General features: G+C 53.3%; 13 protein-coding genes and 1 tRNA gene. 6 read left to right on the top strand and 8 right to left on the bottom strand.

Going from position 1 to position 15,161, the window contains the following annotated elements:
• Window positions 1-45 precede the first annotated feature (45 nt).
• Both JMJ16_RS38515 and JMJ16_RS38510 read right to left on the bottom strand, forming a co-directional pair.
• Window positions 46-1,203: a cell wall metabolism sensor histidine kinase WalK gene (locus tag JMJ16_RS38515; protein ID WP_201390104.1), complete on the bottom strand. Its 1,158-nt coding sequence runs from the start codon at window positions 1,201-1,203 to the stop codon at window positions 46-48.
• Window positions 1,204-1,621: 418 nt separating this feature from the next.
• Window positions 1,622-1,696: transfer RNA gene (locus tag JMJ16_RS38510), tRNA-Asn, on the bottom strand.
• 323 nt (window positions 1,697-2,019) lie between these two features.
• Here JMJ16_RS38510 and JMJ16_RS38505 point away from each other — a divergent pair.
• The 3 genes from JMJ16_RS38505 to JMJ16_RS38495 all read left to right on the top strand — a co-directional run bounded on the left by JMJ16_RS38505 (window position 2,020) and on the right by JMJ16_RS38495 (window position 4,848).
• Window positions 2,020-2,568 carry an HD domain-containing protein gene (locus JMJ16_RS38505; protein WP_201390103.1) on the top strand — a complete coding sequence of 183 codons (549 nt, stop codon included), beginning with the start codon at window positions 2,020-2,022 and terminating at the stop codon, window positions 2,566-2,568.
• 383 nt (window positions 2,569-2,951) lie between these two features.
• Window positions 2,952-3,482 carry a DinB family protein gene (locus JMJ16_RS38500; RefSeq protein ID WP_201390101.1) on the top strand — a complete coding sequence of 177 codons (531 nt, stop codon included), beginning with the start codon at window positions 2,952-2,954 and terminating at the stop codon, window positions 3,480-3,482.
• A 166-nt stretch (window positions 3,483-3,648) separates the two neighbouring features.
• On the top strand, window positions 3,649-4,848 hold the full coding sequence (locus JMJ16_RS38495; RefSeq protein ID WP_201390099.1) for a helix-turn-helix transcriptional regulator: 1,200 nt from the start codon (window positions 3,649-3,651) through the stop codon (window positions 4,846-4,848).
• A 104-nt stretch (window positions 4,849-4,952) separates the two neighbouring features.
• Here JMJ16_RS38495 and JMJ16_RS38490 read toward each other — a convergent pair whose 3' ends face one another.
• The 3 genes from JMJ16_RS38490 to JMJ16_RS38480 form a co-directional block, all read right to left on the bottom strand.
• The gene (locus tag JMJ16_RS38490) at window positions 4,953-5,582 is read right to left on the bottom strand and encodes an alpha/beta hydrolase (RefSeq protein WP_201390097.1); all 630 of its coding nucleotides are present in this window, start codon (window positions 5,580-5,582) and stop codon (window positions 4,953-4,955) included.
• Window positions 5,583-5,743: 161 nt separating this feature from the next.
• A complete protein-coding gene (locus JMJ16_RS38485) occupies window positions 5,744-6,709 on the bottom strand; it encodes a ring-cleaving dioxygenase (RefSeq protein ID WP_236601890.1) in 966 nt (321 codons plus the stop codon).
• Window positions 6,710-6,977: 268 nt separating this feature from the next.
• A complete protein-coding gene (locus JMJ16_RS38480; RefSeq protein ID WP_201390093.1) occupies window positions 6,978-7,904 on the bottom strand; it encodes a DUF6612 family protein in 927 nt (308 codons plus the stop codon).
• Between the two features lie 548 nt (window positions 7,905-8,452).
• On the opposite strand from JMJ16_RS38480, the gene JMJ16_RS38475 reads away from it, so the two are divergent.
• Together JMJ16_RS38475 and JMJ16_RS38470 are read left to right on the top strand one after the other, a co-directional pair.
• Complete coding sequence (locus tag JMJ16_RS38475) at window positions 8,453-10,222, top strand: trypsin-like peptidase domain-containing protein (protein WP_201390091.1); 1,770 nt, start codon at window positions 8,453-8,455, stop codon at window positions 10,220-10,222.
• 279 nt (window positions 10,223-10,501) lie between these two features.
• On the top strand, window positions 10,502-11,614 hold the full coding sequence (locus JMJ16_RS38470) for a ubiquinol-cytochrome c reductase iron-sulfur subunit (RefSeq protein WP_201390089.1): 1,113 nt from the start codon (window positions 10,502-10,504) through the stop codon (window positions 11,612-11,614).
• Window positions 11,615-11,716: 102 nt separating this feature from the next.
• On the opposite strand, the gene JMJ16_RS38465 is transcribed toward JMJ16_RS38470, so the two are convergent.
• The 3 genes from JMJ16_RS38465 to JMJ16_RS38455 all read right to left on the bottom strand — a co-directional run bounded on the left by JMJ16_RS38465 (window position 11,717) and on the right by JMJ16_RS38455 (window position 13,496).
• On the bottom strand, window positions 11,717-12,487 hold the full coding sequence (locus tag JMJ16_RS38465; RefSeq protein WP_201381636.1) for an enoyl-ACP reductase: 771 nt from the start codon (window positions 12,485-12,487) through the stop codon (window positions 11,717-11,719).
• A gap of 249 nt (window positions 12,488-12,736) precedes the next feature.
• Window positions 12,737-13,084 carry a rhodanese-like domain-containing protein gene (locus JMJ16_RS38460; RefSeq protein WP_201390087.1) on the bottom strand — a complete coding sequence of 116 codons (348 nt, stop codon included), beginning with the start codon at window positions 13,082-13,084 and terminating at the stop codon, window positions 12,737-12,739.
• A gap of 166 nt (window positions 13,085-13,250) precedes the next feature.
• A complete protein-coding gene (locus JMJ16_RS38455) occupies window positions 13,251-13,496 on the bottom strand; it encodes a hypothetical protein (RefSeq protein WP_201390086.1) in 246 nt (81 codons plus the stop codon).
• Between the two features lie 316 nt (window positions 13,497-13,812).
• Here JMJ16_RS38455 and hutI point away from each other — a divergent pair, with 316 nt between their 5' ends.
• A complete protein-coding gene (hutI, locus tag JMJ16_RS38450; RefSeq protein ID WP_201390085.1) occupies window positions 13,813-15,105 on the top strand; it encodes an imidazolonepropionase in 1,293 nt (430 codons plus the stop codon).
• Window positions 15,106-15,161: the final 56 nt, after the last annotated feature.

Genomic DNA, 15,161 nt, shown 5'->3' with positions numbered 1-15,161 from the left:
GTGTGAAGTGATAATTATCCGACGCTACCTTGCCTGAGTACGCTACTAGCCAGGTATAATCGGGAGAGTAAAGCTAAAAATACTACCTTTTTCAACTGCACTTTCAGCCTTGATACTACCGCCATGTGCCTCAACCACCTGGCGGGCAATGGCGAGACCCAGACCAGCACCACCACCGCCACCGGGACCAATAAAGTTGGCTTTAGCGCGGGCGCGATCTACTTTATAGAAGCGTTCAAAGACGCGGGCCAGGTCCTCCTCGCGCATCCCCACACCGGTATCTCGCACGAAGAAGCTCTGTCTCGCCTGTTCTCCTTTCACCCTCGTCGTACCCACTGTGATCTTACCACCTGAGGGAGTAAACTTGATGGCGTTATGTACTAGATTAAACAGGACACGCGTGATTAATTTGCTGTCCACGTGCACTCTTGTCGTTCCCTGCTCAATATCTGTCAGCAGACTCACGCGGTGCCGCTGGGCCAGGGGAAGCATGCGAGCCATGACCTCGCGCACCAGTTGCTCAGCCTCAACGAACTCAAAGTTCATAGGCACCTGTCCGGCCTCCAGGCGCGATAGCTCTAAGAGTTCCGCGACCATGCTCGAAAGGTATTGGAGTTCGGTCTCAATCTTATTGAGAAACTGGAGTGAGCGCTGAGAATCGGTCTCGATCACATCCTCAAGCGTCTCGGTAAGTAAAAGCGCTGAAGTCAGTGGCGTGCGTAGCTCATGCGAGATATTGGCGAGGAACTCGCGCTGAATACTCTCTAAGCGCTGCATCTCCGCCATATCTTCGATGCTTAAGAGAAAATACAGACTTTCAGGCTCTTCTGCCCTGGTGTGAGCCACGTGTTCTTCCTGGTGCGCCTCGCTGCCAGGCTCATATTTTGCGCGTGCCTTGCTCTGGTGCTCAAGGGAAGCCACCGTTACATGCCAGGTCACGTTACTCCGCGTACGCTCGATACTGGCCTTCTGTGTGGTACCGCTCTGTACGCATTCGCGTGCCAGGCGTGCGATAGCCTCATTATTTAAGAGGTGGCTGATCGTTTCGTGGCGGGCCAGTCGTTCTTTGCCACATAACTTTAGCGCGGCCGCGTTGACCTGTACAACTTTCAAGTCACGATCAAGAACAAACGCTGCCAGTGGCACCGCCTCTAGTAAACTCGTAAACATATGGCGATAGTTGATTGTGGTCTTGCCTGTCACAGCCTTTTGCCGTCCTCATTATCATGATTAGGTGTCTTCTTATCTAGCAGACATTCTAGTATAAACGCATTTATGGGTAGGACGCAAACCTGGACTATTTTCCTGGGTGTGATTCTTTTTTTACAACCTCCAAAGGAAGAGCGGTAGCACCCCTCCCACCTCCATAGGCGCTACATTTACGGCGCGCAAGGCGATAAATCGCCTGAGTACAGGGTGGCAACCAACCATATAGCCTGACGTCCTATCCCAGAAGAGGTTTTTCCGTTTGAGAGTGTGCGCCTCTATTTCTATATTTCTGCGATAAATCGCCTTGTGCGCGATAAATCTGGCACCTATAGAGGTGGAAGAGGAGGGAGAAAGATGTGTGGAGGAGGAGTTTGAGGGCAAAAAGAAAAGGTCACCAGAGTGGTGACCTTTGTGGCTCCTCGAGTAGGACTCGAACCTACAACCCATCGGTTAACAGCCGATTGCTCTACCATTGAGCTATCGAGGAAGATTTTGCTTCGTCTCTCAACGACATCGACAGTATATACCAACTGCTCCGTTTCGTCAATACTTTTTTTAGCAATTTTCCGCCAAGTATAAAAATTTCTTCTTTCGATGCACTCTATCATCGCTGTTAGAGCGCACCTATCCATTTTGATCGGTTGGAGCTTTACTCAATGACACCAAATTTGACACTAGAAAGGCCAAAAAACACTTTATTTTCGGTCTTTTTTCTTCCCATATAGAATACCAGATCTGAGAGTGTTTCTGATCCAGGTGCTTTTATGTTATAACCAAGTATAAGAGCACCTTTTTGAAAGGTATACAAGCATGGATTCCATCACAATATGGGCTTCTAATCAGGCAATACGCCTCATTGGTTCTTTAGGGAACCGTTGGCTCCATGTACAAAGCGTAGTAAAACAAGCTCACAGGGTAAGCCAAGTATTTGATGAGAATGAAGGAACGTATCTCATAGCAGTTGCCTATCTACATGACATTGGATATGCTCCAGAGCTCAAGAGAACAGGCTTTCATCCCATTGATGGAGCCAATTATTTACGGTCGCAGGGATATGAGCGCCTGGCCTCCCTCGTCGCGCATCACTCGGAAGCACAATGTGAGGCACAGTTACGAGGACTGGAAAGTGAGCTTGCGCAGTTCCCTCGTGAGCACTCACCACTTGCTAAAGCTCTCAACTACTGTGATATGACTACGGGGCCTCAAGGCCAGCGTGTCAGCTTTGAGGAGCGCATCGCCGATATTTTGAGTCGCTATGGAGAGACAGATATTGTAGCGCAAGCCATACACCGGGCCACACCTCAATTGCGGCAAGCAGTTGAACACACACAAGAACTACTTCGCAGTCACAATCTCTAGAAGAAAGCAAAGAAAGCATCTGGATCTGAAACACTCCAGGTGCTTTTATGTTACAACCAAGCATAAAAGCTCTTCCTAAAAGGGGCATGAGAATGAACAAGCAGGACTAAGATATGGGAGTGAAAAAAACTTTTATGATTGGCCCCTTTGCACTCCACAGTGCGATGCTCCCTAATAATTACACAACCAAAGATAATATGTCTCTAGAGAGAATGTGCTTCCCCTGGCATTTGAGTTGAGGCCAAAAAACTCTCGCTCGGGCTTGCTCTCCCCTGACTATTAAGCCGTTGAACTGGACAATAAGGATGAAATAGAAGATAATATTTTTCGACAGGGGTAAAGAAGAATTTCTGCGTATTCCAGATGGTAGGAGCGGTAGAATATTGGATATTATCAGCTTTTATCGCCAGGAGCAGCGCCGGGTACACGTGGCGCTACAAGAAGCGGTGCAAGAGCTCACAACCGATGAGTGGCACTTTCTACTTCCAGGCGCCGGGAACCATATTGCCTTTACGTTCTTACACTGTATACGCACTGAGGATAATGTCTATCGTTTTATTCTCCAGGGTCGTCCACCCATCTGGAATGAAGATAAATGGCATGAGATCCTGCACCTTCCTGAGCGCCTTCAAGGTGCTAGCATGTCAAGCGCTGACGCTCGACGCATCTTTATCCATGAACCAGCTTCCCTGCTCCAATATGCCGAACAAGTCTGGCGAGATAGCGAGACCTATCTCTCTTCTATCCAGGATGGCGGGTCCGCGCTCGCCGACCGCATCATCCATGTCAATCCCCTGGGCAATATGCCCGCCCTCCAGGTCATTGGGCAAGTCTGTATCTCAGATCTCTTCACCCGCCTGGGAGAGATACATACCTTGCTGGGCGCACAAGGGAAAAAAGTACGCCTGCTATAGCGACCTGCCAAAATTTTAATAAATTTTTGATATACTTGCACTTGACCCGTAATCTAAAATCTTTTATAAACAAAAGTGCAGGCAATGCTATGCCGTACGTTCCCAACCATTTTGTGAGCAGAGAGGCACTATGACCATGCGTACCTGGAATTTTGGGGAGGCTTCTGTGTCGAAAAAGCAGAATACGTTGTTAAGGTCTGCCCGTCTGAAGAAGAGTTGGACACCCGAATTCGTAAGTGGGAAGGTGGGAGTGAGTCGCTACACCTATATTCGCTGGGAAGAGGGCTTGCAGGCTCCCCGCCTCACCTCCCTTCAGGCACTTTGCTCCATCTTTGAAATGTCACCTACTGAGCTTGGCTTCGCCGAACTACTCGAAGAACGTATGCGCTCCCGCTCCTCGCTTAATGGCAAGACGACCCTACGACCACCCACTGACTCGCTAGAATTGCCAACTATAGAGGGTCCCCAGGAACCTACGCTGACCGAAGCCCTGGCCATGTGGAGTATGGGCCTGGCCTCGTGCTGGCGCCTCTATATGATTGGGGGACAGAGCGAGCTTGAACGCCTCCTACCTACCTACCTGGCACAATTGACCGCACCAACGCTACATCCCGGTCCCGAACAGAGAAGCGCCGCCTCGCTTACCGCCCAGGTCTATCAGCTTATGGCCATGCTCGAACTCCAGCGTGGCGATTTTGTCTCGGCCCAGATGAATGGCACACAGGCCGTGGTGTATAGCCAGCTCGCAAAAAATTGGAACTTGTACATCGCCTCGCAGTTGCGCATGGCCACGGTCTTTACACAGCGCAAGCGCATAGGTGCGGCCCTGGGGGCCTATAATGACGCCCTCAAGCGCATCAACACGATCAGCGAGACCATTTCGCCCCTACTTCATGGCTGGATCTTCGCAGGCCTGGCTGAGATTCAGGCCGCGATGAACCATGAGCAGGAGGCCATGCAATTTCTGCGCCTAGCCATGGCCGTCTTCCCCGAGCGCCCGGAAGAGGATGCTACCTTTGCCTATACATATTGTGATCGCTCACTGCTCTATTACTACCAGGGGCATGTCTTCCTGCACCTGGGAGAGCCGCGCCTGGCCTGGGACGCCTTCGCCCAGGTTGATGAGCTTAAGCCGGCTCCCCCAGAGAGAACGCGTGCCGAATTTCTCAGGCTCAAAGCCTATACCTCACTTGTGCTGGGCAATATGGTACAAAGCTGCATCTACCTGGAGGCCGCGACCCGCGCCGCGCAGGCTATTAGTAGCGATTTGATCCATAGCCAGATCTATGGCCTCTATGAGCATATGCTCTCGATCTGGGGTCAGGAGCCACGCGTGCGCTCCCTCGCCCATCTCTTCCAGAACTAACTCCTTATTCCGAAACCCAACATCACTTTCGTGACTAGCGCTTCCCCCATTCGGGGACCACCTAAAGGTGGCACGGCAAGCGCGCTCAGGTTTTCGGAGAAGAACTAGAAGTGTTTCTCAACCCAGGTCCGCGCCTCGCGTACCTCTTCATGGATGATGGTATGTCCAGTGTTATTCCAGTATGCCTGGACCTCGGCCCCCTGCTGCTCAAGCAGGTTGATGAGTCTCTGAGTATTCTCAGTGGGAATCAGCATATCGGAGCGACCGGCAGCCACAAAGATTGGGCAATGCTGCAAATCCACCTGTGTCTCTGGCTCAAAGGGGAACATGGCATGCGAGAGATAGGCTCCCGCTAGGGCCTCGGGCCTGAGTAGGAGCATACTGGCGGCGATATTCGCCCCGTTGGAGAAGCCGACCGCGACCACCTGGTGCGCGTCAAAGGCATATTCCTCGCTGGCCGCTTGGAGGAAATCTGCCAGCTCTACAGTCCGCTGCTTCAGGTCATCGATATCAAAGACACCTTCGGCGAAGCGACGGAAGAAGCGCGGCATACCATTCTCCAGTACATTGCCGCGTGGACTCAGCAGCGCAGAGCCAGGGCTGAGCATGCGCCCCAGGTTGAGCAGGTCGTTCTCATCGCCGCCCGTACCATGCAGCAGCAGGAGAGTGGGCTTATTGGCTTCCTGCGCGGGCTGAAAGTGGTGAATATAGTGTTGTAAAGTGTCTTTTGCCATGGTTTTGCCTCTTTTTAGTTGTCTATTCCGGTGTTGCAGACTTCTCAGCGCCTACGGCGCTTCGCGAAATTTAGGATGTGTGGAATGGAGTTGCGTTGGCTGCCCCATTCCACACATCCTGACCCGTATCTGCCAGGTGGTTTGATTTCTGTCTTTTTATTTTAGCGGGCTTCGGTGTCGGTCCAGGGAATGGTGAGGGCGGGCAGCGCCTTCTCGAGTTCCGGACGATTGCTCTCCAGCCAGGTAGGGAGCTTGAGGTGCGTTCCCAGTTCGGCCACAGGCTCATCTACTGGGAAACCGGGCTGGTCGGTCGCGATCTCGAAGAGGACCCCGCTGGGCTCTCTAAAGTAGATGGAGTGAAAGTAGTTGCGGTCGAGCACCTGAGTGACATGCATCCCCTCGTCTGTCAGGGCCTGGCGCCACTGGAGCTGCTCTTCATCGTTCGCGGCGCGGAACGCTACGTGGTGAACGCTGCCTACTGCCTCCTGGCCTCGCGCCTGGCCTGGCAGGTCCAGCAGGTCGACGATTGAGGCATTGCCACTCTGAGCGGCGACGAAGCGCGTACGTTGTCCCTCCTGCTGCTGAAGCTTAAAGCCCATAACCTGGGTCAACAGCTTCGCGCTTAACTCATAGCGTGCGACCGTCAGAGTCACGCCATAGAAGCCACGAATTGCCTGCTCTGCCGGAACCGGGCCCTGCTTCCAATAGATCTCTCGCTGCTCAATCCCTGGGGCCGCGACCAACTCAAGTTGCAAGCCATTAGGGTCTTCGAAAGAGAGCACCTGCTCCTCAAAGCGCTGTGTCGGCCCCTCAAAGGCGATATGGTGAGCGCGCAGCCGCTCCTGCCAGTAGTCCAGGGCCTCTGCTGGGATGGCGAAGGAGGTCGTAGCAACCTGGCCTGTGCCACGTCGCCCCCTGGGATATCCGGGCCAGGAGAAGAAGGTCATGATCGTGCCAGGATAGCCAACCTCGTCCCCATAATAGAGGTGGTAGGTCTCCGGAGAATCGAAGTTCACGGTCTTTTTGACAAAGCGTAAGCCAAGCAAGCCAGTGTAAAAATCCAGGTTACGCTGTGGATCATCGGTGATCGCCGTCACATGATGGATGCCCGAGATAGCGTTTGCCATAGTGTATACCTCCAACGGTATGAATAGAGTCTCTTTATTCTTGTGATGCCCTGTGTTGAGCTTACAAGTCAACATCAGAGCCTACTTAAAACAACATGTTTATTTACAAAATAATAGTAACTTATTTTTAGTTAGCTGTCAAGTAGGAGTCATTACTTGGCCAACGCTGCTCAAGAGTAATAGAAAAAGAGCCGAGACTCAAATCAAAGTCTCGGCTCCAGCGATGTGTAATGGACGCTCTAGTCAAGGGTAAGCGTCTGAGCTGGCGTTATTTCTTGGGCAGATCAACACCAAGGACCTGCTCCAGGCTAGTAACGCGGGTCGCGTTGGCAGGAGCATCGATGGTGACAGGATCATTAAACTTGCTCAGGTCAAGGATAGAGTTCATATTGACCGTGAAGTCCTGGGTCGCGGAGTCGCTAAAGAGTTTCCCATCGGCTACCAGGTTAATCTTGAGCTGGGTGCGATGGACATAGTACTGTGACTCATCGATCCAAATGTCCAGGTTCGCCTTTACCGACTTGGTGCCATTAATGACTTTATCGACGTTCTGCTGGCTGACACCAAAGTAGCTAGCAATCTGGGGATTCTGCTTGAGAAGTTGGCGCAGAGCCTCTTTATCCAACTCGGCACCCAGGTGGCGCAGTTGCTGCCCACTTACATTCTCGGTGTGGTAATCCGTGATCTTTGAATTCTGGATCAGGCCAAGCAGGCTATTCTGGTCCAGAGAGACATTGGAGGGTAGAGGCAACTTGCCGGCCTCGGCCTGTAAGTCGCTCTTGCTGATGACATACCACTTCCCATTTACCTGGAGGTAGACGTCATTGCCTTTTACAACCTGTTGCTCAGGGAAGCTCTGCCCCTGTGCACTCGCGGTGTACTGGACTCTGGCGTTATCGGTACCAGCCTGGTCGCCCTCACCACTTACGTTCGCGCTGACGTTCTGAGGCTGAGTAGTTCCATTGCCTGTCGATACCTGTGGTACCTTGACGTCATCGGTCAATTGCAACTTAAAGTGCGAAGACTTGAGTTGCTGCATGGCAGTCGAGCTTTTCTGCACAACCTCCAGGGGTGTGGTACTGGTAGTGCCTGTTCCCGTGGAACTCTGGCTACAGGCGCTCAGGAGCAGCATAAGCATGCTCACCAGGGCCAGAGCCATGCCAGAGCGCTTCCATAATTGCATCTTCTGTGGCATTATATTTTCACCTCTATTTGCTTAAAGTATCTTGCTTAAATTACGTAGCATATTGATTGTTTTTAATACTCATAATACGGGGCAAAGGCCCGTTTTAGTTTCAAAGAGAAAAATAGGATATAGCGTGCATGTGAACTGGCAGACTTCATCCACCAGTTCACATGCACGCTATATCTCTCCTCTGGAGAAGCCTTCGCGCCTACGGCGCTCAGGTAAGGGTGTCTGATGTGAGGCTGGCGGAGCCAGCTTCACATCAGACACCCTTACCCAAGGCGAGCTTGCGAGCCAAAGCGATACCAAGAAAGATTTTGAAAAGCCTTGCCTGAACATACCTATTCTCTATACATAGGTGCTTATCGATGGTAAGATATATGGTATAGTAAGAAAATTCATTTCTAACAAAAGCATCCTGATAAACGTTACTCCTTTTTGCAACGTTTGCAACAAATTGTGAACTAGTACGTATCTCTACTGTCGAAATATAGGATATAATACTACAAGCAATTGCTCTCTATTCCCAACCAGGCCCAGGACAGGATTTACAAGATATGAAACGAAGATTACCCACACAGCATACACAGCAGAAGCTGCGTTTCAGTTTCCTGGTCATGCTGGCAGTGAGTGCTCTAGTCTTCGCCACCTTCGGCAATACAAAGAGCGCACTAGCCGATAGCAAACCTGGAGGAAACATTTCTGATCCCGTTGTTCGCGCGGTGGATGTTGCCAAGCCGGCAGTGGTACGTATCATCACCACCCTGACCTCGCATGTGACGGTCCATTTCGCCAGTGGAGATGTGAAATTTCCCCAGGGTGGCGATGGTTATATCGCACAACTCTCGGGTAGTGGCACATTTATTACCTCCAATGGAGATGTGCTGACCGCTGACCACGTTGTCAATCCACCCAAGGATGATTCGCTCGTCCAGTATATTAATAAGCAGGCTGCCAATGACGTCGCGGCATATCTGACCCAAAAGGGAAAAGCGACGACCGCCAGTGACGCGGAACAGCAGCTCGATAGCGGCGCCTTGCGGTCGGACGCAAGTATTGACCAGACGCAGAGCGAGGTCTTTCTAAGCACCGACTATACGGGAAACCTGACAGCATCCAATTTTAATAGTGTGCCCTCCTATATTCATGCCAGTGTCGATAAGATCGAGCAACAGAGTTCGCTGGACCAGCGCGACCTGGCGATTGTGCACGCGAACTTCCAGGACACCCCCAGTGTTCAGCTCGGCAACTCCTCCTCAGTTCAGCAGCAGGACGAGCTAACTATCATTGGCTTCCCCGGCAACGGCGATGTCAGCAACCGTCCAACGGACCTGCTTACCTCCTCCGTCAATAAGATCTCGGTAAGCTCGATCAAGACCACGGATAGTGGGGCGCCCGTCATCCAGGTCGGAGGGAATGTCGAGCATGGAGATAGTGGTGGCCCAGCCCTGGATAACAATGGTCGCGTCGTGGGGGTCGTCAGCTTTGGCCTCTCCAGCCCCAATTCGCCAGGCAGCACAACCTTCCTTCAGGCCAGTAGTGGCGCCGCTGATATGGCACAGAGCCTGGGCCTGAATACAGCGCCCGGCCCTTTCCAGAAGCTCTGGCAGCAGTCCTTTGACGCTTATGCCTCTCAGGATGCGGGCCACTGGCACAAAGCGCAGACGCTCTTTGATCAACTGCAAAGCACCTACCCAAACTTCAAGTCGGTTGAGCAGTACGCGAGCTATGCGCACACACAGGCCAACAGCGAGAGCCAGACTGGTTCAACGCCCAGCAAGTCAGGCAATCAGCTTATCAATACTTCCTCCATTTCCTGGGGACTCATCCTGGCGGTCATTGCAATTCTGGCAATTGTGGCCCTGCTCTTCTTTACCATCTCCGCTCGTAGCAGGAATAAGAGGCAGGTGGCAGTTGCAGGTTACCCTGGCAATCCTGGTCAACCAGTCTATCCGAGCCAGCCTGGGGCGTTCGCTAATAGCCACCCAGGCGCCACGCCAGGACCCTTCCCGCCGACGTCTGGCGCGTTTAATACTCCAAGCGGTTATGACGATGGCATGGCGGCCTTTGGCGCACCTGCACGTCCATCGTCGTCTCATCCTGCTTCCTCCCCCATGCCTCCACAGCCGAGCTTTGGGGGCCAGCCGTCGCCATTTATGGCACAGCCTGGACCTACGCCCCTGGCGACGCCATATCCAAATAATCCTCCAGTGACGACACAGATCTGGCCCTGTGGGCACGCCAACCGCCCCGAGGCACGTTTCTGTAGCATTTGTGGTGAATCTGCCCCCCAGCCACCCATAGTGCGACGTCCAGTCGAACAGTAAACACCCTAACAAACCAGAAGGAGCGCCAGGCGAGATTGCCTGGCGCTCCTTTTTGGAGTGCAGGAAAAGCGTAGTGAATAGAGGGGTCATGCAGATTGAGAGTCTTATTTCAGGCAGAATTCAGGAGAGAGGTGTATCTCTTCAGGTAGATAATCGTTGATGTAATTGTAATAGGCGTGATAGTAACCTGTCTCTACAGACAAGGTCGTATAGATTGAATAACACCCAGATCGCTATCCAGATTCATAACAGGGAGGTTCCATGACCAGCAGCAGAACCATGCCAGATACACGATATAGTAATCCCCCTAAAGAGCCGGAACCTGTACGCACATCCCGCGCCCTGGCGTTGTTGCCGCTACGCCTCTTTCTGGGTGTCACTTTTCTGTATGCAGGTATGCAAAAACTGACCGATCCAAACTTCTTGCGGCCAGGAAATCCAGACTTCATCGGCCAGCAGATTCTCACGTTCGCACAAACATCGCCACTGAGTGTATTGTTGCTCCAGGTAGCGGAGCCACACGCGATTCTCTCTGGCCAGGTCATCGCCTATGGCGAACTGGCGCTTGGCCTGGGCGCCCTGCTGGGACTCCTACTGCGGCCAGCTTCCTTCTTTGGTTTACTGCTCAACATCTTGCTCTGGCTCAGCGCCTCCTGGAGTGTCTACCCCTACTTCTATGGCTCTGACATCGTCTTTGCCTGCTGCTGGCTCGTGCTCCTGCTCAACGGTGCACACGGTACCGGTCTGCCAACGCTTGATGAGGTCTTCTTTACGCCTGTGCTCATGCGGCATATGGCGCAGAGGAGAGAGTCGGCGGCGCGCACATTCTCTCTCTTGCTGGGCCTCCCACTTGCGCCAGCCCTGACTAGAACAGCATATTCACAGGTGAACACGATAACCAGGCGAGGCTTCCTCTGGGGAGCCCTGGCGGGTGGCATAAGTGTGGCTGTCATGACGACCCTGGGCAATCTGCTCCAGGCGGGACGCCAGGCGAATATTCCCATTGTCAACCAGGCGACACCTACGGTTAGCACGCTCCCTGGCAGTACGGCAACGGCAACCAATGTTGGGAGTCCTTCTAATAGGGCAATTGCACGTGTAAGCGATGTACAGTTTAATAGCGCGCTTCCCTTCATTGACACAGGAAGTGGGCAGAATGCCTTATTAATTCATCTCGATAGTAATCAGTTTGTAGCCTATAGTGCGCGCTGCACCCATGCAGGCTGTACCGTTAGCTACGATAGTGATAGTAAGCTGATAGTCTGTCCCTGCCACGGCGCCAGTTATGATCCCGCTAAGCAGGCCGAGGTCGTTCGTCCGCCGGCCCGTCGTCCTCTTGCCTCGATTCCTATTCACGTTGATAGCGCTACCGGCGAGATCCTACCCGGCTAAAGCTAGCTATAATGTTTCACGTGAAACATTGAAAAAAGCGAGAAAAAAGGTTGGCTCTCTCTCTGGTCAGAGAGAGAGCCAACCTTTTTTCTCGCTTTTTGCTTACGCACCCATGACGTTGTAGCCGGCGTCGACGTAGAGCGTCTCGCCAGTGATGGCACGGGCCAGGTTGCTGGAGAGGAAGAGGGCGGTATCGCCAACCTCGCTCTGCTCGATGTTGCGGCGCAGAGGCGCGATCTCGGCCACGTGGTTACGGAAACCAGTCAGACCAGAGACACCACGCGCGGCCAGTGTATTGAGCGGACCAGCCGAGATGGTATTGACGCGAATATTATGCTCGCCCAGCTCATAGGCCAGGTAGCGCGTGCTGCACTCCAGCGCGGCCTTCGCCACGGCCATGACATTATACTTGGGCATGACACGCTGGCTGGCCATATAGGTCAGGCTGGTGATACTGCCACCATTTTGCTGCATCAATGGCACGGCGCGTTTGGCCATAGCGACCAGGGAATAGGCACTGATATCCAGCGCGGTATGGAAGCCCTCACGCGTGGTCTGGACAAAGGGATTCTCCAGTTCAGAGGGAGGCGCGAAGGCCACGGCATGAATCAGGATATCCAGGCTGCCGCCGAAGATCTCTCCGGCTTTAGCAAAAGCGCTATCTAGCTCCTCATCGCTCTGCACGTCGCAGGGGATAACCTCGGTACCGGGAATCTTGGCCGCCAGCTCACGCACATATTTCTCCATGCGCTCCTGATACGTAAATACCAGTTGCGCGCCCTCGCCAGCCAGCGACTGTGCGATGGCCCAGGCAATCGAACGATGGTTAGCGACGCCGAAAATCAGCGCCTTTTTTCCTTCCAATAGAGGCATATGCTCTATCTCCTCTCGCAAATAGCTATCTAACCCCATGTACAACTTTTGGGTGCCACACCTCGCGCCTATGGCGCTCGCCGGGGTAGTGGGTGTGGTGCTGTTTGGCAGCTGCAGCTGCCAAACAGCACCACACCCACTACCCAAATAACGTGTACATCGGGTTAGCTAGAACCAAATCTTTATAAGTTCTTGCAGCGATGTGACACGCCTGGTGTAACAGTAACGCTGTCAAGTAGAGGGGGTGTATTAGCGTGTGGCGGGAAAGCCATAGCTCATCCAGCCGTGCATGCCGTGCGCCAGATTGTAGACCTTCTGAAAGCCCAGGAGGCGCGCGATCTCGGAGGCCGAGGCACTGCGACGACCAGAGGCACACACAAAAATGACATCTTCATCCTTGGGGAGATTCTGTTCTGCCAGCGCCTTGCCAAAGGCGTAGATGCCATCGATGGGAACCAGGGTAGCCTGGGAGATGTGGCCGCCATTCCACTCATCCAATTGACGAACATCAATGGCATGCGCGCCTGCTTCGATTAAGCGTTTGGCCTCTTCGGCGTCAATCTCGCTATAGGGAAGCTGCTCTTCCTCGTCGTACATAGTTGATCACTCCTTAAGGCTCCCAACCATCCAGGACGGCTTGAGCCATATTTTACAGCCAATGTGCAACAGCATTGAGTTGGGGGACGACGCTACTAAAGTACGCGTCTACATATAAGGCCCCATATGTAGACGCGTACTTTAGTAGCGTCGGGCAGCCACAGTGCTACACTTTACCGTTCTCAAACTCTTCCAACCAGACCTTTCCCATGAGGGTGGGAGAGATAATATATTCATCGCCAATGAATGCCATCGTTAACAGTCCCTGATCCTCCATCTCGCGAAAGTCATCTGTTACCAGATACTGGTCGCGCAACAGGCGTGAGACATCGCTCTCAGGCAACTGTTTCCAGGTTTGCAACACACGTAAGACCGCCGCATAACGCGACCTGTTATCGTCTACAGCTCGCATAAACCTTCACAAGCTCCCTCATCGTTTTCTCTGGCATCCTTGCACAGCGTACGCAACGGCATTAACATACCTCCACATGCGCACTGCTCACAGTGTAACAAATCCGCCTGTACTGAGCAAGTCAGTATTACAAGTCTATGTTCGGTATGCCTGCGTCCTAAGTCGGTATTACAAGTCTATATTCGATATGCCCGCGTCCTAAGTCTACATTCTAGCCTATATTCGCTTGAACGACAGCATGATATACTGTAGCCGTCAGCACGCAGAAGCAGCAGAAATGCAAGTGTTCTTGTGAACTATAGAAGGAGAATATAGTATGGTGCTTGATCCCTCCCAGTCCGCGCACATGATACGCGCGGATACAGTGATTCGTAATATTGGTCAACTGGTAACAGTGGCTCAGGAACCACTTCCCGGCGCCAGTGGTCCCCTTCAGGTGATCAACCACGCGCTGGTGAGTATTAGTCAGGGGCGTATCACCTGGATTGGGCGCGAGGGCGAGGAGGAGCCGCAATTTCAATCCGCCACCACAGAAGAAGATATTGCCATCATTGATGCCGAAGGTGCGGTCATCACGCCTGGCTTTGTAGATTCCCACACGCACCTCGTCTTCGCGGGCGACCGCGCCCAGGAGTTTCACCTGCGGCGCGCCGGGACCAGCTATGGTGAACTCCTCGCGCGCGGTCAGGGCATTTTAACCACCATGAACGCCACCCGCTCTGCCGACGAGGAGACACTGTTAGGCCTGGCGCAGGAGCGCCTGCGCAGCCTGAGTGGATATGGCACCACAACCGTCGAGATCAAGACCGGCTATGGCCTGAATCCAGATTCTGAAGAGCAGTGCCTTCACATCATCAATAAGCTGAACGCCGCAGACACAAACACATTGCCCACACTGAATGAAGTCCGCGTCATACCGACCTTTCTAGGCGCACACAGCGTTCCCCTCGAGTATCGCGAGCAACGCGAGGCATATGTAGAACTCGTCATAGAGGAGATGCTGCCCCGCTTCGTGGGACTCGCCCGCTTCTGCGATGTCTTCTGCGAGCGCGAAGCCTTCACCCTCGACGAGAGCCGACGTATCCTCACACGCGCTAAAGAGCTTGGCTACCTGCTCAAACTGCATGCCGATCAGCTCAGCCCATCGGGAGGTTCACGTCTGGCCGCAGAGTTGGGCGCGGTCTCCGCCGACCATCTCGATCATGCCAGCGACGAGGACCTTGAGGCTATGCGTGAGGCCGGAGTCGTCGCCACCCTCCTGCCGGGCTGCTCCTATACCCTGCGCTCACCTTATCCCACAGCGCGCCGCTTCCTCGACCATGGCCTGCACGTGGCCCTGGCGACCGACTTCAATCCTGGCACCTCCTACTGCGAGAACATGCAGATGATCCTGGGCCTGGCCATGTCCTCCATGGGTATGCCGCTGGAGGAGGCGCTTACGGCAGCCACCATTAATGGCGCGCGCGCCCTCGCTCTGCAAGACGAGATCGGTAGCATCGAGGTTGGCAAACAATGCGAACTCGCTCTCTGGTCCATCCAGGATTACCACGAGATCGGCTACCACTTCGGCACCAACCTCGTGCGCACCACCCTTGTGAAACGCCAGTAGAGGGAATGTTTCACGTGAAACATTGGCAGGCAGAATATTTGTTGAAGGAACAGAGC

The sequence above is a fragment of the Ktedonobacter sp. SOSP1-52 genome (assembly GCF_016587395.1).
The sequence above is the reverse complement of the archived record's forward strand: the minus strand, read 5'-3'. Positions and strand labels throughout refer to the sequence as shown.